A 21150-nucleotide genomic window follows, 5' to 3' on the forward strand; every position below is an offset into this window, starting at 1 on the left:
TCTATCCCACCTTTTTCTCCTCTGTTTGTACAACGTATTCACCACGTTTGATTGCTTCTTCAATTTCCTTATATTTCTCTTTGTTAATCGACACAAATCGTAAATAATGGCCTGACTCCAATAGAATTGGTTCTTCGCTTGATGGATCATATAGTTTAACTGGCGTTCGACCAATGATTTGCCAACCACCTGGAGATTCGAGTGGATATATACCTGTTTGAGAACCTGCAATTCCAACTGATCCAGGAAGAATCTCCGCACGGGGATCAACGCGTCTTGGAGTTGCAATATCCTCTGGCATTCCTCCTAAATAAGGGAATCCAGGAACAAAGCCCATCATATAGATAAGATAGTCCTTATTAGCATGAACGTTAATCACATCATCCTCACTCATACTGTTGTGTTCGGCCACAAAAGATAGATCTGAGCCTTCATCTCCATAATATGTTGGGATGATATAAACAAGAGAAGCAGACGCTGCTTCTCTTCCATGTTGTTGTTCACTCATCGCTTCGAGCTTTTCTTGTAATACTCCGTACGATATTTTGTTTGGAAGATAATAAATCGTTAATGTTGTATAAGCTGGAACCCATTCCACAACACCGTCAATAGGATGGTTATTTAGATCTTCAGCAAACATTCTTATCTTCTGATTTGTTTCTTCTGAAATCTCGGATCCGAATACAAGTTGAATACCTGTATCTCCGAGTGGATGATAATCAAGTTTCACAGATGTTCCTCCTAACCTTTAAGAAATGCTTTTTGTATAGTTTGTTGCTATAAGAAGTGTGGTTTTCTATATAAAAATCATTTAAAAACAACAATTTTTTCATAATAGAGCCTTAAGAAAAGAGCATTGGTACTTTGTCAATTAGGGTCACAATCGCTAAATAAGCTGTGATTATAAAGACAAATCCACCGAAAATCGTTAACCACATCGGATGCTTATAGTCACCTACAATTGACTTCTTGTAAGCAGCGATTAAGAGTGTTCCTAACGCAACCGGCAAAATTAATCCATTGAACGCTCCTGCAAGAATCAGTAATAGCACTGGCTTACCGATAAAGGCAAAGATAATTGTCGATACCAAGATAAATCCGATCGTAACGCCTGAATGATGGCGATCCACCTTTTTCGATAATGTACGTAGAAAAGATACAGATGTATAAGCTGCCCCAACGACTGATGTTATTCCTGCTGCCCATAACACAATCCCAAACATCTTATATCCAATTGCGCCTGCTGCCTGTTGGAAAACTGATGCAGGTGGGTTAGACGGGTCCAATTTGAATCCTGTCGCCACAACACCTAGTACTGCTAGAAATAGAAAGACACGCATAATAGAAGCAATTAAAATACCTGATACCGAGCTTTTTGTTACTTGATGAAGGTTCTCTTTTCCTGAAATACCAGCATCTAGCAATCGATGCCCTCCAGCAAACGTAATATAACCGCCAACTGTACCACCAACTAACGTAATAATGGCAAATACATCGATTTTATCCGGTGCGAATGTATGAACAATTGCGTCACCCACTGGCGGATTACTTTGGAATGCTACATAAAGTGTGAGTAGAATCATTAACCCACCAAGAATGCGAGCGATTTTATCCATCGCAACGCCTGCTTCTTTCGATAGGAAAATTCCGATTGTAATAACGCCTGTAATTGCTGCCCCAATTCTTGGATCAATGCCGAACAAAACGTTCATACCAAGTCCAGCACCACCAACGTTACCGATATTAAAAGCAAGACCACCGAGCGCTACTGCAAATGCTAAGAAGTACCCAAGCCCAGGTACGACCATGTTCGCTATATCTTGTCCTCTTTTTTTCGATACCGCAATAATCCTCCAGATATTCGCTTGTACACCAATGTCCAGGATAATGGACATTAAGATAACAAACCCAAAGCTTGCGAGTAGCTGCTCTGTAAAGACAGCTGTTTGTGTTAGAAATCCTGGACCAATTGCAGATGATCCCATTAAGAATGCAGCGCCAAGTATGACACCCCATTTACTTTTCGTTGGACCGTTCTCTAATGGTTCAATTGGTTTTTTATTTTCAATTCCCATCAAATACCCCCTTATGACTATCATTTAACTTATAGCTGAAACGATGCAAACTATCTCTTACCTCTACGATATCACGTAATTTTCAGAAAATAATACAAGATTCCGCACAAAAAAACCGCCCATATCGGGCGATTTCGCTCACGTTATATTATATTTTTCAATTCTGCGTTGTAACGCATACCGACTAATTCCTAGCAGCTTCCCTGCCTGTGTGATGTTCCACTTTGACTCTTGAATCGCTTTTTCAATATACTTCTTTTCGATTGATTCGATATGATCTTCTAGAGAAAATGATTCGTCAAAGACAACATCATCAATCGACTTCGACCCTTCAACATTGCCCTCCACAGGATTAAGAAAGTCAAAGTGATGAGCAGCTAACTCACTTTCCTGATGCAATATGGCAATTCGTTCAATTGTATTCTTCAGCTCTCTTACGTTTCCCGGCCAACCGTAATTTAATAACCGCTTTTTCGCGTCAGCTCTTAGTATTGGTGTTTCTTTCCGCATCTGCTGACAGAATTCATCAAGGAAATGTTCCGTTAGCATCACGATATCACGATCTCTTTCGCGTAATGGAGACAATCTAATCGGAACAACATTCAACCGGTAATAAAGATCTGACCGAAATTCCTTCTTCTCAATCATTTCTTCAAGCGAACGATTCGTAGCAGCGATTACACGAACATCCATTTCAATATCGTGGACACTTCCAATGCGCTTAATCTTTTTATCTTCCAAAAAGCGCAGAAGCTTTACTTGAATATCCAGCGATAGATCGCCAATTTCATCAAGAAAGAGCGTGCCGCCATCTGCCCACTCCATCAAGCCTACCTTGGGATCCGAATGATCGGTTACTCCATTTTTCTCTCGACCGAATAATTCAATCTCTATTAAGTCTGAGGGTATACTTGCACAGTTTACTGCTACAAACGGTCCATCAGCCCGTTTACTTTGTTGATGAACACTTCTTGCAACAAGCTCTTTTCCTGTCCCAGTTTCGCCTCTAACAAGGACGGTCGTATCATTGCTTTCAGCTATGAGTGAAATCTTCGCTTTTAATTCATTCATTTGTACGCTTTCACCAATCATTTGAACAAGTTTTGTCCGCCGTTCTTCTTCTCTATACCGTTCAACTTCTTTCTCAAGATGATGCTGCTTGATCCACTTCTCAAGTGTAATTTTCAGTTCTTCTAGCTCAAATGGTTTTGTTAAATAATCAAACGCGCCTTCTTTAATCGCCCTTACAGCCGTTTTCGCATCACCAAAGGCGGTTAACATCATGACGGCCATTTCTGGATACCGTTCTTTCAATTCGTGAAGCGAATCAAGACCGTTTCCGTCTGGCAATCGAATATCTAACAAGAGGACCTGTGGACTGAATTCATCGACTAACTTCCAGCCTTCTTCAAGTGTAGCTCCCGTCCGCACGTCGTATCCTTCATCTTCTAAGAACATTTGGAGTGTTAGACGTAACGTTGTTTCATCATCAACAATTCCTACTCTTACAGCCATTTACTCCTCCTCCTTTCTTGATGGAAATGTAATAAAGAACGTTGTTCCTTTACCTGCTGTACTTCTAACATCAATTTCTCCGTTATTCTGAACGACAAGTTGGTGAACAATGGATAGTCCAAGACCAGTACCTTCAGCACGAGTTGTATAGAATGGATCAAATATTTTCTCCATTACAGCATCGCTCATACCAATCCCGGTGTCTGATACGGTAATCGTTCGATCATTCCCCGATCTTTGACACTCGATGGTTAGATCTCCACCTTCAGGCATCGCGTTCATTCCGTTTATCATTAAATTCAGGAGAATTTGACGCAGATGATCACGATCTACCATTACTTCATAATTGCTTTCAATCTGATGCAATCGAACATTTTTCTCGTTCGCCATTCTATCCATAACTATCACAAGTGATCGAACGGTATCATCTACTTTAACGACTGCTGGATTAGAATTCATTGGACTAGAGAATTGAAGAGTATTCGTTATGATCTTATTTAATCGATCAATATCAAGCAGCATATTCTCCGTTAAGGTTAACTGGTCATTACTTAAATTCAACCTTCGAATGAGTAGTTCAGTTGTCGCTTTAATCCCCGCGAGTGGATTGCGTATTTCATGAGCTATACCTGAAGCCATCTCGCCTAATGAAGCTAATCGAGACATGCGCTCAACACGTAGCTCCAGTTTCCTACGGTGCGTAATATCTTCGAACGTCATAATGGATCGCTTTCCAGATCCTCCTATTACCATATAATTTACCGCATAATAGACTTTCTCTTCATTTAACTTATGATCCCATATTACTTCTTCTCTCTTGCTCGTTTCATGAATCGTGAAATCTTTTACACGTCTTTTTAGAATCGAGTCTTGACTCATCATCTTATGAGCTGCTTCATTATAAACGAATTCAAATCCTTCAGTAATAAGTACCATGCCAACATGCACGCTATTTAGAATTGTTTCATTTAGCTGTTTGATTTTCTCAATTTGGATATTCCGTTCATCAAGTGTTTGCACCATTTCTTTTAAAGAGGTTGATAGGACGCCAATTTCATCTTTACGCGTTTCTTTTATGTCAAGATCCTTAACCTGACCTCCTAGAGCAATCTGCCTACAAAAAGCAGCTAGATTCTTAATTGGCTTTGAAAGATTATAAGAGAGAATGATCGTGAACTGAACAGCAATGATACCAGTGAAAATACTAATTAGTAGCGTATATTTCTGAATATCAGGAAGGGATCCAGAATAAAAAGAGAACTCAATAGGAGAATAGAGCATCCAATTCCAGTCCTCCAGCTGTTCCGTCAGTACTTTACGTTCAATAAACCAGCTATTTTCAACCTCACCATTGTACCAATCCAGTTCACTAGAACTTATAACCTGGCCATTTGAAGTAAGCTCCCTCTCCTCATCCTCTACATATAAACCTTTCGTTTCATAAATCATCATCTTGATGAGTGCTTTTGCATCTCCTTCACTCATGGTACCGTTTTGCACTCGGCTAGCTAAATTCTCAGCATACCGATCCAAGCTTTTAAGGTGCTCACTTGCCGTTGCTTGTTTTAGCTGTTTCTCAGATTGGTAACTCGACCACATTGATACAGCTCCGATAATAAAGCTTGGCACCAGAACAATAATAAGAAAGGGGAATAATATTTTACGTTCTATGGAATGACGCATTAGGATGGACGACCTCCTTTCATTAAGAAGAGAAATCCAGCCACAGCTATGGAAGGTAACACTGGATGATAAACAGGCTGTATTTCCCCAGGTATAAGGAGAAATGCGAGCAAGTATGTAACACTTCCACCGAATGTAGAAAGAAGAGCATTATTTCTAGACGCCTTTGTAAATAATCCCCCATATAAAGGAAAAAACAATGAAACAGCAATGATCCCCCATACATGACCACTAAACTGTACAATTCCTTTTGGAGGTGTAAAAGCGATAAGAAGTGAAAATGTAGCAAAAGCGAAAATCACCCAACGGGTCCAAGAAATGATTTTGTGATCCGCTACTTGTTGCTTACGTAGTGGAATTGTAATGTCATAAACAAAGCTACTTGCCATGATCAAAAGCTGAGAGTTAGCCGTGGAAATCGCAGCAGCTACAACGCTTATTAACAAAATTCCCTTCCAGGGTGTTTCAAGTAAGTATGTAATAATGTATGGATAAATTTCATCGGTACTATTAAATTGAAGGTCCGGATCTATTATTCTTGATCCGATACCAATTACAAAGATCGAGAAATAGATTAAGACGAGGAAGAACGCACTGAGAACAATCATCTTCAAAGCAATACTCTTCGAACGAGAGGATAGAATACGTACAGCATACTGAGGATTAGCAGCTACACCTAGTCCTAGTGAGAAGAAAGCACTTAACAAGGTCCAGAACGGCAAACGACCTTCAGGTAATAGTGATAAATAAGCATCAGTCCCTCTATTCCCAAATGAAGCAATACTTGAGACAACATCTGATACCCCACCGATTTCATTTACAATCAAAATAGCCCCAAGAATGGTTCCAAATAGAATTAAACAGAAATGAAAAATATCTGTTCTAGCAACCGAATGCAGACCGCCAAATGTTGTGTATAGGACAAAAATATAAATTAAAAACACACTAACCGTATAGGGCACTTCTAACATTTCGCTTACAACAATTCCGAAGCCACGAATTTGAATGACCACATATAAAAGATAGCTTACGCTAAGAACAATGCCGATCCACACTTGAAGTAGCTTGGAGTCATACCGAATTAGGAAAAACTCGGGAACGGTAACGACGTTATATGTATATAGTTTGGATGATAGAAAGAATAGACCAACAATCCCTAGTAACCACGCAATAGCGGTTGTCCAAATAACAGACACCCCTCCTGCGTAGATTAACCCTGGTAAACCAAGGAGTGATGCAGCACTAAACCACGTTGCGCAAAAAGAGGCGATACCAGGAAATAACGAGAGGTTTCGGTCAGCAAGAAAGTATCCTTTTAACTCATCTGTTTTATCAAATCCGTGTTTTCCAAGAATTAAGATCGCTATCGTATAGAGTAGAAAAACACCTAAATACAGCAATTCATCCATAATCGTCCTCCTTTCCCTCTTCATTAGTTCAGGTTTCATTATATACAAAACTATGGACCTGCACCAAGTATGGTCGGAACAAGCATGGCGAACGCTAGATAAAAGGTCTGTTTTCATAAACATTGTTGCTATTAGCGTGGGTTAATTTCCGCTCCAGGATCCTCGCTTTCCGCGGGGCGGGCGGTGAGCCTCCTCGTCGCTAACGCTCCTGCGGGGTCTCACCTGTCCCGCTTGTCCCGCAGGAGTCGAGGATCCTTCCGCTCCAATTAGCTAAGTGTGGTTTTCAAAATAAAAATTCTTTCAAAAGCAACAATCTTTTAGAAAAGAGCCTTCAGAAAAGAGGCTTTAGAAAAAGCCACTAAAAAAACCGCTACACGTTTGTATAGCAGTCTTTCTAATTACCACAATTGGTGAAGAAACCTTCCAAATGCTTTTTGTCCAGCTTCATCGCGATTAAGTCGCTCCTCTTGTGGGGTGGTAAGACTTTTTCATTTTAATTAAAAAAATGATACATCGCGTTACGAATATAATCAACATCCCAATTTTCTTGCGCCATTACCGATCTCTACCACATAAAACGACGCCTCAAGATTGGTTTGGTTTCTGTATATTTCACCCACGTTTTTGATAAATCTATCCACTTTCTCATTATCCACGATACTGATTGTACATCCTCCAAAACCAGCCCCTGTCATCCTTGATCCGATGGCGCCTTCTTCCCATGCGGCTTCAACCATTGCATCTAATTCTTGTCCAGTTACTTCATAATCATCTCTTAATGAAACATGTGATTCATTCATTAGTCTTCCGAAAGCTTCAATATCCCCTTCATTTAAATAGTTAACAGCTTTCATCGTTCGTCGATTCTCATACACAGCGTGGCGAGCCCGCTTTAGTGCCAGAGGGTCCTGAATCAACTGCTTATTCTCCTCAAACTCTTTTTCCGTCAAATCACCGAGTGATGCAATTGAGAGTTTCTTCTGTAATGCGATAAGTGCTTCTTCACACTGATTTCTACGCTCATTGTATTTCGAATCCGCAAGTCCACGTCGCTTATTTGTATTTGCAATAATCAAGGACTGATGTGCTAACTTAATCGGCGTTTCCTTGTATTCTAATGTGTCACAATTAAGGAGAAGTGCATGATCTCGCTTCCCCATTCCAATTGCGAACTGATCCATGATGCCACAGTTTACTCCAACGAATTCATTCTCTGCTCTCTGTGAAAGCTGAACCATTTCAACCATATCAATAGAGAGTTCAAAGAGATCTTTTAACACAACTGACATTACAAGTTCGATCGAAGCTGAAGAAGATAGCCCTGCCCCGTTCGGAATATTTCCATAGAACGCGACATCAAGGCCAGATGGGATGTTGTAACCCGCTTGTTGGAACATTGCGATTACACCTTTCGGATAGTTCGCCCAATCATGCTGCTCCACATACGCTAGGCTAGAAATAGAAGACTCAATGACGCCTTGTTCTGGAAAATTCATTGAATAGAACCGCACCACATCATCTTCCCTCTTTCTTGCAACAGCATATGTGCCAACACTTAATGCGCATGGAAAAACATGTCCGCCATTATAATCTGTATGCTCTCCTATTAAATTAACTCGTCCCGGTGCGAAGAAAGTCGCCTTCCCATCTGAACCGAATTGTTCGCTATATGTCTGTTCAAGCTCTCTCATGACTTTTCACCTCTATCTGTAAGTTGACCTGATTTTGTTAGAACAAATACTTGTGAAGAATAGTCTCCTGATTCTTCTAATCCACCAGTTTGTGACCCATCGTAACCACTAGACAACTGGAGACCAGCACTCATTAGTTCATCCCCAAAATAAGTTCCCTCATAACCGCTCACACAGTACTCCTGCTCTGGATTCAGTCCATGTAAAAGAAGTCGCTTAAAACCTGGATTAGGTTCAGCTAGAATCTGATAATAGCCGACAATCGCTTTCTTTTGATCTTCTGACACAACCATCCAGCTTGTCTCATTCCCTCCATTTTGAAAAGGACTGAGCAATCTGTAGAATGTTCCGTATTGAAGTAATGAACGATTTTCTTTATACCAGTCAATTTGCTGTTTCATTTGGTGTAATTCTTCATCGCTCATTTTTGTTACATCTAGCTCATACCCAAATGCACCGAAATAAGCGACATTTGCTCGTGTATCAAGAGTTGTAACACGCTTCACTTGATGGTTTGGTACTGCCGAGACGTGCGCTCCCATACTGCTTAACGGATACACCATTGACGTTCCGTATTGAATGCTTAGCCGCTCGATCGCATCTGTGTCATCACTTGTCCAACCTTGAGGGGCATAGTAAAGCATTCCTGGATCAAATCGAGCCCCTCCACTTGCACACGATTCAAATAGAACATGTGGAAACGCTGCAATCAGACGTTCATATAAGTCGTAAACACCAAGGATGTAGCGGTGTGGTACTTCAGCCTGCTGTTCAGAGTTCAATTGAAGCGAACCAACTTCTGTCATATACCGATTCATATCCCATTTCACATATTCAATGTTCGATTCATTTAGTAGCTCTGCCATACGCTCATAAATATAATCCACAACTTCAGGATTAGAGAAATCTAGCACAAGCTGATGTCTTCCAACAGAATGGCTACGTCCTGGCACTTGAATCACCCATTCTGGATGCTTTCGATATAACTCACTTTCTTTCGAAATCATCTCTGGTTCGAACCAGAGACCGAACATCATACCTAGATCATTCACCTGACGGACAAGACTCGGCAATCCGTTAGGAAGCTTTGCAGAATCAACGAACCAATCACCTAAGGACGTTCTGTCATCATTTCGCTTTCCAAACCAGCCATCATCAAGAACAAACAGCTCTACCCCTGTTTCCTTTGCTTTCTCAGCTATGTTCAACAGCTTTTCTTCATCGAAATCAAAATACGTAGCTTCCCAGTTATTGATTAGTACAGGACGTTCAGCATCTCGCCACATGCCTCGTGCTAAGCGACTTCGATAAAGCTCGTGATAGGTTCTACTTAATTCATTTAATCCTTCATTTGAATACGCCATCACAACTTCAGGCGTTTGGAAGTGCTCTCCTCCGTTTAGTTTCCACGAGAAATCAAAAGGGTTAATTCCCATTGTTACTCGAGACGTATGATAATGATCCACTTCTACCTGCGCAGAGAAGTTACCGCTATAAACGAGACTAAATCCATAAACTTCTCCTGTATGTTCTGTTGTCATCGGTCTCTTCAGGGCAAGAAACGGATTGTGCTGACTGCTACTCGTCCCTCGAGTACTCTGGATACTTTGCACCCCAGGCGTAAGGCGTCTCTCATGAACATGCCTCTCACGTGACCACGAACCAGATAGCTGGAGCATTTCATAATCAGCATCAGGTAAATCGACTGATGTACTATGCGCACGTTTGATCTCTTGAGTTAAATCCCCGTGATTCTTAAAATAAGCGGATCGAACAATCACATTGCGATCGTGATAGACCGTATACATTAGCGCTAGTGATAATTTCGTGTACGCATCTTCTAAATGAATTACAAGCGTCTCTGCCTCATCTTCGTCCTCAACGTACGTTCCAGGAAGATCTGGAAGCTCTGGCTTACCTTTCATTCGTTCATAAGAACGATAGGTGAAATTCGAAATTCTACTACCATCTGGCTGCTCAATTTGAAACGCAGGCTCTCGATAATCTGAGGTTCCGTAGCCAGGGTATTCCTGCTTAATTAAATCGAGCGAAAAAGATGGGTCGTCTTCTATATAAGAGGATGCGACACGTGCCTCTTTCTTCGATAAGTGGCTAAAGTCAGCTCGATTGCGTAGCTTCTTTCCGAAATAAAGCTGTCCGAGTTGTCCGTTTTCCATAACATGAAAAATATAGCTTACATTCCGACCATGCAGGTGGAACTGCAGACGATCATCATTAATCATTACTGGCATAGTTATAACCTCCGAATCTTAATCGAAAACGTTTCCATTTCATTGATTTCTTGTCCACCTTTAGTTTAGAAAATCGGTTCTACTCATTCAATGGTAAATAAAAATAGCATTTTTTCCTTTTCTTGCTTAGACATAGGCGTTCATATCAGCTAAACTAGTAAAAAGAAAGTAATATTCGTCCTTTATTTATTTGAATAAATTGCACTATTTTGCTTATGAAGGAGATTTACTATGGAAGAAAAGCCAACATTATACGGATCATACGGCTATCGTTTCTCAGATCCAATGCTTCAAAACATTGCTCAAATCTGGTCGCTCGGTTGGGATGAGCAAACTTCTTCTCTCTATGATTGGGATGGAACAAATCGCAGAGACACCGGAAAGTATATTTTTCAATACACGATTTCGGGAAAAGGTTGTATTGAAATCGACGGCCTTACGCATGAGCTCACACCAGGCCAGGGGTTCATCGTTAATATACCAGGAGATTACCGCTACTATCTCCCAGATGATAGCGAACGCTGGGAGTTCATCTACATCACCTTATACGGAGATGTGGTTAAGAAATACTGGAACGACATTCAAGAGGAAATTGGACATATTATTCACTTCCAGCCTGATTCTGAGCCTGTTCTATACGTATTAAATTTAATTGAAATGGCCGCTTCACAGCAAATAGCGAACGCTCACCAGGCATCAGGTTATGCGTATCAGTTTACGATGAAGCTCTTCAATTACTGTTCAAATCTTGAGAAGAGACTTTCGCAGTGGCCAGAAGCTATTGTTGAAGCGTCTATGTTTGCTATGAACCATTACGGAGAAGAAATTGGACCTGATGAAATGGCGGCTTCATCCGGCATGTCTCGCTACCATTTCACTAGACAATTTAAGCAATATACAAATCAGACGCCAATTCAATATTTAACGGATATTCGCATTAAAAAAGCTAAAGAGCTTTTGTTAAATACCAAATATTCCTCAGAAGACATTGCAGCCCTGATTGGGTATAAAAATGCGAATTATTTTAACAAAGTGTTCAAAAAGGTAACCGGCACGTCACCTGGTAAATATCGATCAAGCACAAACCTTTCACTCCATACAACCTAGCCCATTATGAACAACAAAACAGGACCGCTTTCGCGGTCCTGTTTCATTTGGAAACTTCAATTGTAATTGTGCGTTTATCATAATTGATTGTCATGCTTTTCCCAGATGCTACAAAGTTCTCTAATACGTCTTTTGAAAGCTGAAGTGCAAACTGCGTTCGTTCAAGCTTCTCTATATCAGCTGGATCTTTTGGATCAAGCTTTTCGTCTAGATCATTAACTTGGGACTGTAGCTTTTCTAATGATTCGTATACGCTATGATATAGCGATTCGATTGGCTCACTCGCCTTACTCATCACACATCATTCCTTCATTCCATTTGACATTGCTCCTATTATATCAAATGGACGTACAAGGGGACATTACGAAATGATTCCAATTGGTGAAAGTAAGATATAAATAACAATCATTGCTACTGAAGCTGCTATTCCAACTGGGTAAAGGAGCTTCCATGGTGACATATCCACCTTCGCATTTTGTTCAAGTACAAAATCTGTATCACGAGGCGCAATTTTACCAATCACTAACATCAGAATCGTACAGGCTACAAACAAGATTCCAAGTATGTGTAGGAAGTGGATCCCTGTATCCCAAACGAGCTGTGTCATAGCGTAAGTTGAGATAAACACAAACAGCGCAATTTTCGCTGCAATTGAAGGAACTCGTTTTGTTAAGTAACCAACAATTAGAATTGTAAAGATTGGAACGTTATAAAATCCATTTACTATTTGCAAGTATTGAAAGAAGCCTTGAGGTACCTTATCGATCAGTGGTGCGATACACATTGCGAATAGAGCAAGAATGATACCTACAAACTTTCCTTTTCGAACAACCACCCGATCAGGTGCTTTCGGATTAAAATATGGCTTATAGATGTTTAATGCAATCAACGTAACAGATGAATTGAGCGCTGAATTAAAGGATGAAAGAATCGCACCAAACAGAACTGCTGCGAAAAACCCAACAAGAGGCTTCGGCAATACTTCCGTCACGAGTCTTGGGTAAGCATCTGTTGGCTCAAGACCCGGCCCAAACATGTTATAAGCGATAATCCCCGGCAGGATAAGGAAGACTGGTCCAAGCAACTTCAAAAACGCTGCAATCAGTACGCCCTTCTGTCCTTCCTTTAAGTTCTTAGCTGCAATAGCACGCTGCATAATATGCTGCGCTGTTCCCCAGTAGAATAAGTTAACGAGAAGCATTCCTGTGAACATGGTACCAAAAGGCACAGGGCTATTCTCATCTCCAACCGAATTTAGCTTCTCAGGAGAGTTTTCTACGATCGTATTGAATCCACCGAAGATTGATCCATCACCAAGAACATACAATCCGATAATCGGAATCATTAATCCACCAATAAGCAAGCCAATTCCATTTATCGTATCGGATACGGCTACAGCTTTCAGCCCACCGAAAATCGCGTAAATTGCTCCAATAATTCCAATTGCAAACACCGTAACATACAAACTAGCAATTCGACCTAACCCTAGCATTTCAGGGATATCGAACAATCCATTCATGGCAACCGCACCAGAATACAGAATTGGAGGAAGCAAGTTGAAAACGTACCCAAAAAGAAATAGAATGGTAACAATTTGCTTCGTTCCAAAATCATACCGTTCTTCTAGAAAATCAGGAATCGTTGTAATTCCACCCTTAAGATAACGGGGAAGCAAGAAGAAAGCGACAATTACTAACGAAATGGCTGAACCAACTTCCCAACCCATAACAGCGATCGTATCGGAATACCCTTGAGCATTTAAACCAACTAACTGCTCTGTTGATAGATTCGTCAGCATCAGCGAACCAGCAATGACCCATGCACCTAGACTTCTTCCTCCAAGAAAATAACCGTCCTGTGTTTCTAAATTTTCTTTTCTCGTAAACAGATAGGAGATTAATGCCACCATACCTGTAAAGAATAAAAATGACCCGATTGTAAATATATTCATCGCTGCCTCTCCTTTTTGTAAGCGGAATCAAAGATTCGTACAAAGCTATGTATGCGTTTTTATTTCTGTGTTTCATTCTATACCGCTATGTGTAAGCGTTTCAACGGTAAAAAAATGAGGAATTCTTGCACTTTTTTGCTTTTCTTTATTGTGAAAAACAAAAAAGCCGCTTCCCATTAGAGGAATAGCGGCTTATTGCAGGAATTCAAAGCGTTAACAAGAAAAAGGTAATATCCCATATATTCTGGAGGTTATTCATGAAACAATTTCTTTATAAACTATCATTAATACCAGCGCTTTTGGAAGAAAGCAATTGGACAGAGAAAGAAAACAGCATTGTTGCAGAGCATTTCCATTCACTTCAGCAGCTGTTAAAGAACAACACCCTAATTATGGCGGGAAGAACGACGAATGAGGATCGGTCTTCTTTTGGAATAGTTGTCATTCAGGTATCTTCAGAAGACGAAGCCCAAAAGCTCATGAGAAATGACCCCGCCGTACGTGATGGGATCATGACAGCCGAGCTATTCCCTTTTCGTGTTGCCCTCTATAACGAAGATTTCACAGTAAAGCAGACGTCATAACGTCTGCTTTACTAAAAAAATTGCACCATATGCTCTTCATCAAGAAATGTCCCTTTAACATATAATGATTTCTCTTCGATCAGAATCGTTTTAAATCCGAAGCTTTTGTACAACGATTTTGCTCGTTCATTCGTCGTTACAACTGACACACTCAACTTCAATAAACCATCCAAACTTTTCGCATAATCTAGCACGTGAGATAGGAGATCACGTCCGACCCCTTTACCTCGTTGCTCTGGCGTTACATAAACAGCGAAAAGATCTGCTTTATGGCGAACTTTCATGCCACTCCCTCTTACCAACGTCACAACTCCTACGAGAGTGTTATCGACAAAAGCACCAAACGTGAATCCAGACTTCATGTTCCTAGCTGTTTGTTCAACCGGATTATCCCTCTGTATCGCCTCTTCGTAGCTTGCTGCATACGCTTCTGGATTCTTCTTTAATGCTTCTAACCTTAGCTCATAATATGCTTCTGCATCCTCTGCAGTCAGTCGTCTAATTTCCATCGTTCTCTCCCTCTTTCCGCTATCTACTTAATTTCTTTATAAACGCTTTACACTTCTCAGCAATTTCTCCTTTATCATGATCAAGCGTTGCCACATGATAACTATCAGTCAGTTCAATGATCTCTTTATCCTCAGATGAAATTCCTTCATAGATTCTCTCTGTATTTTCTGGTGGCACAACATGATCCTCTAGTGATTTAAAAAGTAACGCTGGCATCTTAATTGAACCGAGTTCATTCTGAGTTAAATCAATTAACTGAAGGATTTCCTGGATTGATTTCATCGGCGTTTTTTCGTAAGCCAGTTCCTCTACACCCTCTGCCTTTATATCTGAGCCAATCGCATCAAGAAAACGAGGCTCTACTTTCCCACGCATTTGTTCAAGCTCCGGCAAGTCAATGGCAGCATTTATCGGCATAATTCCTTTCACTTCAGGGTGCTGCTCTGCTAAATACAACGTCAGGGTTCCCCCCATCGAAAGACCAGTGATAAAGATTTGTTCACATCGCTCATTTAGCCACTGATACCCTTCTTCCACGGATTGAATCCATTCTTTGTATGTACTTTGTTCCATGTCTTCATAATGCGTACCGTGGCCTTTTAATCGAGGTCCACACACCGTATATCCTTCAGATGCCAATTCCTCACCAAGCCCCCGCATGCTCTGTGTTGAACCAGTAAACCCATGAAGAACTAGTACCCCAATCTGATTTCCCTCCATATGAAACGGTTCTGCGCCTTTATGTATATGATTACTCATCTAAACCTCTCCATTCCCAAAATAACATTAGATATAAAGCAACACAGTCCTTTTTTACCCAATGTGTTCATAGATGTTTACATCCCTCATAACGGTGGAACATATTACCTGGATATAACTAACAGGAGGAATTTTACAATGGAAAATCTAAGAACAACTGACAGAATGGCGAACCAACAGAAACAATCTTTCATTCACCGTCTATTGGACCGTGGCATTTATAGATTAAAAGACAAACAGCTATACGAATGCACGATTGAAGAGCTACAAGCACTAATGGGTCAAGTCGATATGAAATAATACCTCCACAGGACTTACATCCTCTGGAGGGTTTTTTTTGATAGTAAGAAGGTTTGGATGTCACCAAGAAGCAAAGGGTCACTCCAATGCACATAGTGACCGCTCTCGACAGAACGGAACGCGATAGGAAAGGTTGTTTTCTTTAACTTTTGAACATGCTTCCTAGTTCTTCGTTCTTCCTTACGATCGATATCTTCAAACGTTGCATAGGCTAGATAGGTTGGTACATTCAGTTGTTCCAATAGCTTCATCTGATTCAAATTATATAGTCCGAACATCAGATTAAGAGAATCGCCTGACATGCTCACCTGATCTCTTATTGCCAACCGAACATACTCTGTTTTCTCGATAGATACTGCCCCACAAAACGCATCAACCTTATCTTCAAGCCCTCTCTTACTTATACTAAAGAATCCCGCAACTCTCTCAGTAAAAGGTTTCCCAATTGCCTGAGCCATTGCATTTATTAGTGGAAAAGCAAATGCAAACGGTCCGAATTCAGATAGAGGAACTCTAGGGAATGGTTTATGTCCTTGATCGAGAAGGACTAACTTAATTACGCGATCGGGATAATGCGCTGCAAAACTAAGAGCTATCGCACCGCCAAGGGAATGTCCTATCATTACCGCTCGGTTAATCTTTCTCGCATCAAGATAATCCTTAACCCAATTTGCCATATCAAGCGCTGTTACTCGCTCTTCTAGACCTGATCCTCTCCCCATACCTGGTAGGTCAAGCATGTGAGTTTCATAGTCTTCTTTTAAATGGTGTGCGATATTCATTCCCTCATTACCTAGAAAACCACCAGCTGGTAGAAAAATCAGTGGATCTCCCTGTCCTATTCGCTCAACGTAATAGTCATATTGAAGTATTTCTCCCTCAGCCATCGTGCTTCCTTTTCCAATCCTCAGCAAGCATACTGTATACAACGTGATCATAGAACTCTTCATTTACTAGCTCAATTTGTCGTAGTATTCCTTCTTCATGAAAACCTAGACGCTCAGGGATAGCACGGCTTTTTTTGTTACCAGATGCAGCACGAATTTCTATTCGATTAAGCCCAATGTCACTAAAACCATACGTAACAATGGCCCGACAAGCCTCTGTTATGATTCCCTTTTTTTGATTTTTTTCACTTAGCCAGTATCCGATCGATGCATACTTGTGCGTTCGATTCACCTCATTAAAGCCGACCGTTCCTACGAGCTCATCTTGATAAATGATCGCCAGTGTTTTTGGATAACCACCTGTTTCGACCACACCCTTAAATGTGCCCTGAATCCATTCTTTGGACGCTTCAACGTCCGTATTGTAATCCACCCATGCTAGCCACTCTTTCAAGTGGTCTCGTGATTCTTCAATTAAATGATAGAGTGCTGCTGCATCGTCTACTGTGTACATTCGTAAATAAAGATCTTCATTAACTTGGTATTTAAACATGGGGCCGTTCCTCTCTCTTCCTTTGATGACTGAATAATTTCTTATGTAGTTAACCTTCTTTTAATTAATCGAATTTGGCCTCGATGACTAATTTCATCTTCCATCACGTGAAACCATTTAAAATAATGATTTGCTCGTTCATCCCAGCCAAACGGCGTAACACCTTCGAGCCAGTCGTCATCCTTCTTGCGAAATTCATCACGTGTTTCAGCACGAACGAGACTGAGTTCACTCCAATAATAATCGAGGTCATGACCATGTACTTCGCGCTTCGCCTTCTCATCAAGATTAAGTCCAACACTAAGCTCGTTCCATTCGGCATCGTTCATCTCACGCTCTTGGAACGTCATAATTTGAAAAGCCTTTTCAGTTGCCGCCATATGCTGGAGTAGCATCCCTATCGAATTACCTTTGTCGTCAAGTTTGAAATCAAGCTGTTCAATCGTTAATCCTTTTATCTCATCCTCTGTTGTATGTCTCACATAATCCATCATCGAAATTAGCCTGCCTATTTCAGGTGTGAATCCTTCTTTCTCACCTATTAAACAAAGGCTATGGTCATTCTTCATGAAACATCCGCCTTTCTTATCCTTTTTTATCCATCCTTTACTACTTTCTTTTTTTGACTAATGAATTCCTCTTCGATTACAAAAAAAGGTCCCTACATCGTCAATACGAATGAGTAGGGACCTTTCTCGGGATTTAGACAATAAAATCCGATTTTGGACAATATAATTGATTTTTGGCTAATAAATCCGCATTTTGGACAATAAACCTGATTTCCACATCAATAACCACCACAACAAAGCTCATCACACCCGCTTATGGCTGCATATCTCTGAAAACCTTCTTCACTTTGCCTGTAATATCGTGACTTGATGCGTTTTCAACCATCATTGCGATGAGTAAGTCTTTACGATCCGTGTTATACGCAACGAACAAACCGTTTTCCTGTCCGGTTTCTTCACCCGCTCCTTTTAACTCAGCAGTTCCAGTTTTCCCTGCAATCGAGATTCCTTTCACAACCGGGTCATGTGCGGTTCCTTCAGGACTCGAAACTACTTTTGAAAGTGCATCATTCACAACTGATGCAACCTCAGGAGAAACTACCTCCACTGTTTGAGGAGAATCTTCATCCATTTTGAGCGTTGGTTTAATCATTTTCCCTTCATTTGCAAACGTTGTATACGTCATTGCCAGGTGATAAGGAGAAATCTGTAGCTGTCCCTGACCATAGCCAGAGTCTGCTAACAGAATTCCGCTACCTAACTCTTTGTTCGAAACTGAAGAGTTCTCCGTAGGGAATGGAAAGTCAACATCTTGACCAATCAGAAATGACTCAAGTCCTTTTTGAAACTTATCCGCACCAAGATCAAGCGCTTTTCGTGCAAAGTAAATATTATCTGAGTGAATCAGAGCTTCTTCAAGAGTAACTTCAGGATCAGCCGGCTTCACTCGTGTAACGCTATATCCGCCCCAGCTAGAGTCCTTCTGCCATTTTAACCCGTCAATTTCTTCCTTCGCCTTCGGATCTAAATCGCCATCCTGCAGCGCAATTGCAGCCGTTAGGGGTTTAACGGTTGAACCTGGTGAATACGTCTTATTAAACTTCGCAGCAAAAGGTTGATTCTTATCACCCGCGAGCGCTGCATACTCCCCCTCATCAAATCCAAGAGTAAAATCGTTAGGGTTATAAGAAGGAGAACTTGTTAAAGCAAGCGTCTCACCAGTTGTTGGATGTAGAGCAACAGCTGTACCAGGTTCACCGTCAAGTTGTTTATAAAGCATCTCCTGTACGGTCGAATCAATCGTCACCTGGATGTTCTCGCCATCCACTTTCGGTTTACTTGCAATCTCTTTATCTGATTCCGAATCTGTTCCTTTTATTGCAATTGTCCAGCCAGTTTCCCCATGTAGCTTCTCTTCGTATACTTGTTCTAGCCCAGCTACACCAATTTTCTCGTAACTTGAGTACCCTTTTGCAGCATATTCTTCTAAATCCTCTTTCTGTAGATTGCGAATATAGCCGGTTAAGTGTGCGGCGCTCTCACCGAATGGGTAAATCCGCTCGGTCTTTTCACTAACCATCACGCCTGTAATATTCTTTGCTTCCTTTACAAGCTCTTTCTCTGATTTCATCACACTTTTAATGGGAACAAATTGTGTAGGATCCGTCTGTACCCAGCTCTGGTTTAAATCTTTTTCCAAATCCTCGACACTAACTTTCAGTACTTCACTTAACTCTGAAAGGATCTTGTCCTTATCTGATTCGATTTTCTCTGGAACCACACCGATCTCGTTGACAGCCCCATTAACTGCGAGGTCTGCACTATTTCGATCCGTTATCTCACCACGAGTTGGAACGGCAGAATTAATGCTCACTTCTTCTCCTTCTTTTAATTCCTTAAAAATAAAAGAGGGATTCCAGTTCACACCGTAAGTTTCTGAATCCTCTTCTTCAGTAAGCACAAGCGTTGCCTCGTTTTCAAAAGCGACTTCTCCAGCTAGCGTCTGCATAGATACAGAGAATGGAAAACTCACTTCTCCTTCTTCATTTGGTTCAGGCTCTTCTTCAGGTTTCTTGAACGTTACCTTTAAATCCCGTGCCTCGACATCTTTATAAATGGTTTTGTACCGCTCAACAAATTCTTCTTTCGAAATCGACTTCTGTGTAGCAGGAGATAATTGATCATACATACTACTAAACTCCTGTTTATTCCAGTTCTTAACATATGTATCAAACGCATCAATCGCTGATGGGGGACTAGAACAACCAGCCAGAAGCAAGATGAAAAGCCCCGTTACTAAGAATGATCTAAAATTCAAAATGAGCATTCCCCTCTATTCCTTTATTTTCCTATAGTATAAAAGAACTTGCTACGAGAAAAAAGAGTTAAGTCTTACCCTTTGAAGGCGTAAGTGCGGCTTCCCTTCACATCCGTTTTCACTCGAAAAACGCCTCCTGCATAAGGGAACTTCTTCAGTTCATCTTCACTCGTATTTGTTCTAGCCGTTGTAATATAAAGTTCATTGCGCTCCTTCCCACCGAACGTACAAGACGTTACATTTACAGCAGGTACACTCACTTCAAGCAAACGTTCTCCATTATCAGGATTCCACCTCGTTACCTTTGAACCACCCCAATGGGCAATCCACAGATTCCCTTCTTCATCACTTGTCATTCCATCTGGCATTCCTTCTCCGTCAGGAATTGTAATCACCTCTACTGGATTTTGTATATCCCCTGTCGAGAAATCATAATCATAGCGAACAACTTTTTTAGTAGGGGTATCAATGAAATACATATAACGTGTGTCTGGTGACCAGGCAATGCCATTCGATGTACTCACATGATCAACCTTCTTTGTCACTTTAAGGTTTTCATCGAGACAATAGAGAGCGCCTCTTTCTTTTAAACCTTCTAAATGCGTCGTTCCTGCCCAAAACCTGCCCGCTGGATCGCACTTCCCATCATTGAAGCGATTCTCAGGCAAATGACTTTCTGGATCTGTGATTGCGTCCACTTGTTCAGTTGAGAGGTTCATAGCATAGAAGCCGCCAGACATTGCCATAACTAAACCACCTGACTCTCTAGGTGCAATTGTTCCTACCATTTGCTCCTGTTTCATCTCAATATTACCTGCAGTCATCGGGTTATAGGCATGCACCTTTTTCCCTTCAATATCAACCCAATAGAGGAGCTGGCGGTTCTCATCCCAACATGGACCCTCTCCGAGTATTGCACGTGCATCAATTACTAGTTTCGCTTCCATTTTAATTCCTCCTTCAGTCAGTAAGGTGCTCTTCGTTTGTCTATACTTTACCTTTTAATAAGAAAAGGGTCCACCTTCTCAGTACGAGAAGGGAACCCACT

19 protein-coding genes are annotated in these 21150 nt (G+C 41.0%); 3 read left to right on the forward strand and 16 right to left on the reverse strand.

Annotated features, from left to right (window positions below; translation table 11 throughout):
- Position 1: 1 nt before the first annotated feature.
- The 7 genes from pxpB to FBF83_RS06465 form a co-directional block, all read right to left on the reverse strand.
- Positions 2 to 730 carry a 5-oxoprolinase subunit PxpB gene (gene pxpB / locus FBF83_RS06435; protein WP_136946263.1) on the reverse strand — a complete coding sequence of 243 codons (729 nt, stop codon included), beginning with the start codon at positions 728 to 730 and terminating at the stop codon, positions 2 to 4.
- A 112-nt stretch (positions 731 to 842) separates the two neighbouring features.
- The gene (locus FBF83_RS06440; RefSeq protein ID WP_136946264.1) at positions 843 to 2075 is read right to left on the reverse strand and encodes an NRAMP family divalent metal transporter; all 1233 of its coding nucleotides are present in this window, start codon (positions 2073 to 2075) and stop codon (positions 843 to 845) included.
- Between the two features lie 138 nt (positions 2076 to 2213).
- Complete coding sequence (locus FBF83_RS06445; RefSeq protein WP_136946265.1) at positions 2214 to 3590, reverse strand: sigma-54-dependent transcriptional regulator; 1377 nt, start codon at positions 3588 to 3590, stop codon at positions 2214 to 2216.
- The gene (locus tag FBF83_RS06450) at positions 3591 to 5273 is read right to left on the reverse strand and encodes a sensor histidine kinase (protein WP_136946266.1); all 1683 of its coding nucleotides are present in this window, start codon (positions 5271 to 5273) and stop codon (positions 3591 to 3593) included.
- Positions 5273 to 6682 (reverse strand): sodium:solute symporter family protein, encoded by a 1410-nt coding sequence (locus tag FBF83_RS06455; protein WP_169525216.1) that lies wholly within the window; start codon positions 6680 to 6682, stop codon positions 5273 to 5275. The genes FBF83_RS06450 and FBF83_RS06455 overlap by 1 nt, the downstream gene beginning before the upstream one ends.
- A 530-nt stretch (positions 6683 to 7212) precedes the next feature.
- Positions 7213 to 8373, reverse strand: coding sequence for a galactokinase (locus FBF83_RS06460; protein ID WP_136946268.1), 1161 nt, complete (start codon positions 8371 to 8373; stop codon positions 7213 to 7215).
- A complete protein-coding gene (locus FBF83_RS06465; RefSeq protein ID WP_136946269.1) occupies positions 8370 to 10625 on the reverse strand; it encodes an alpha-galactosidase in 2256 nt (751 codons plus the stop codon). Before FBF83_RS06465 ends, FBF83_RS06460 begins: the two co-directional genes overlap by 4 nt.
- A 231-nt stretch (positions 10626 to 10856) precedes the next feature.
- On the opposite strand from FBF83_RS06465, the gene FBF83_RS06470 reads away from it, so the two are divergent.
- Positions 10857 to 11732 (forward strand): AraC family transcriptional regulator, encoded by an 876-nt coding sequence (locus FBF83_RS06470; RefSeq protein ID WP_136946270.1) that lies wholly within the window; start codon positions 10857 to 10859, stop codon positions 11730 to 11732.
- A 43-nt stretch (positions 11733 to 11775) separates the two neighbouring features.
- Here the strand turns inward: FBF83_RS06470 and FBF83_RS06475 are convergent, their stop codons facing one another.
- Together FBF83_RS06475 and FBF83_RS06480 are read right to left on the reverse strand one after the other, a co-directional pair.
- Positions 11776 to 12027: a hypothetical protein gene (locus tag FBF83_RS06475; protein WP_136946271.1), complete on the reverse strand. Its 252-nt coding sequence runs from the start codon at positions 12025 to 12027 to the stop codon at positions 11776 to 11778.
- Positions 12028 to 12093: 66 nt separating this feature from the next.
- Positions 12094 to 13683 carry a solute:sodium symporter family transporter gene (locus FBF83_RS06480; protein WP_136946272.1) on the reverse strand — a complete coding sequence of 530 codons (1590 nt, stop codon included), beginning with the start codon at positions 13681 to 13683 and terminating at the stop codon, positions 12094 to 12096.
- 257 nt (positions 13684 to 13940) lie between these two features.
- Between FBF83_RS06480 and FBF83_RS06485 the strand changes: the two genes are divergently transcribed.
- Entirely contained in the window at positions 13941 to 14267 is a 327-nt protein-coding gene (locus tag FBF83_RS06485; protein ID WP_136946273.1) for a YciI family protein, read from the forward strand.
- Positions 14268 to 14278: 11 nt separating this feature from the next.
- Here the strand turns inward: FBF83_RS06485 and FBF83_RS06490 are convergent, their stop codons facing one another.
- Both FBF83_RS06490 and FBF83_RS06495 read right to left on the reverse strand, forming a co-directional pair.
- Entirely contained in the window at positions 14279 to 14776 is a 498-nt protein-coding gene (locus FBF83_RS06490; protein WP_136946274.1) for a GNAT family N-acetyltransferase, read from the reverse strand.
- A 19-nt stretch (positions 14777 to 14795) separates the two neighbouring features.
- Positions 14796 to 15536, reverse strand: a complete 741-nt coding sequence (locus FBF83_RS06495) for an alpha/beta hydrolase (protein WP_136946275.1) — start codon at positions 15534 to 15536, stop codon at positions 14796 to 14798.
- Between the two features lie 138 nt (positions 15537 to 15674).
- On the opposite strand from FBF83_RS06495, the gene FBF83_RS06500 reads away from it, so the two are divergent.
- Complete coding sequence (locus FBF83_RS06500; protein WP_240687993.1) at positions 15675 to 15836, forward strand: Fur-regulated basic protein FbpA; 162 nt, start codon at positions 15675 to 15677, stop codon at positions 15834 to 15836.
- A 14-nt stretch (positions 15837 to 15850) separates the two neighbouring features.
- Here the strand turns inward: FBF83_RS06500 and FBF83_RS06505 are convergent, their stop codons facing one another.
- From FBF83_RS06505 to FBF83_RS06525, 5 genes are all read right to left on the reverse strand, one after another.
- Positions 15851 to 16723 carry an alpha/beta fold hydrolase gene (locus tag FBF83_RS06505; protein ID WP_136946276.1) on the reverse strand — a complete coding sequence of 291 codons (873 nt, stop codon included), beginning with the start codon at positions 16721 to 16723 and terminating at the stop codon, positions 15851 to 15853.
- Positions 16716 to 17276, reverse strand: coding sequence for a GNAT family N-acetyltransferase (locus FBF83_RS06510; RefSeq protein WP_136946277.1), 561 nt, complete (start codon positions 17274 to 17276; stop codon positions 16716 to 16718). The genes FBF83_RS06505 and FBF83_RS06510 overlap by 8 nt, the downstream gene beginning before the upstream one ends.
- A 41-nt stretch (positions 17277 to 17317) precedes the next feature.
- Entirely contained in the window at positions 17318 to 17845 is a 528-nt protein-coding gene (locus FBF83_RS06515; RefSeq protein WP_136946278.1) for a DinB family protein, read from the reverse strand.
- A 253-nt stretch (positions 17846 to 18098) separates the two neighbouring features.
- Positions 18099 to 20102 (reverse strand): penicillin-binding transpeptidase domain-containing protein, encoded by a 2004-nt coding sequence (locus FBF83_RS06520; RefSeq protein ID WP_240687994.1) that lies wholly within the window; start codon positions 20100 to 20102, stop codon positions 18099 to 18101.
- A 74-nt stretch (positions 20103 to 20176) separates the two neighbouring features.
- The gene (locus FBF83_RS06525; RefSeq protein ID WP_136946280.1) at positions 20177 to 21049 is read right to left on the reverse strand and encodes an SMP-30/gluconolactonase/LRE family protein; all 873 of its coding nucleotides are present in this window, start codon (positions 21047 to 21049) and stop codon (positions 20177 to 20179) included.
- Between the last annotated feature and the right edge of the window lie 101 nt (positions 21050 to 21150).

Source organism: Guptibacillus hwajinpoensis, from assembly GCF_005144865.1.
GTDB classification, from domain to species: domain Bacteria; phylum Bacillota; class Bacilli; order Bacillales; family Guptibacillaceae; genus Guptibacillus; species Guptibacillus hwajinpoensis_A.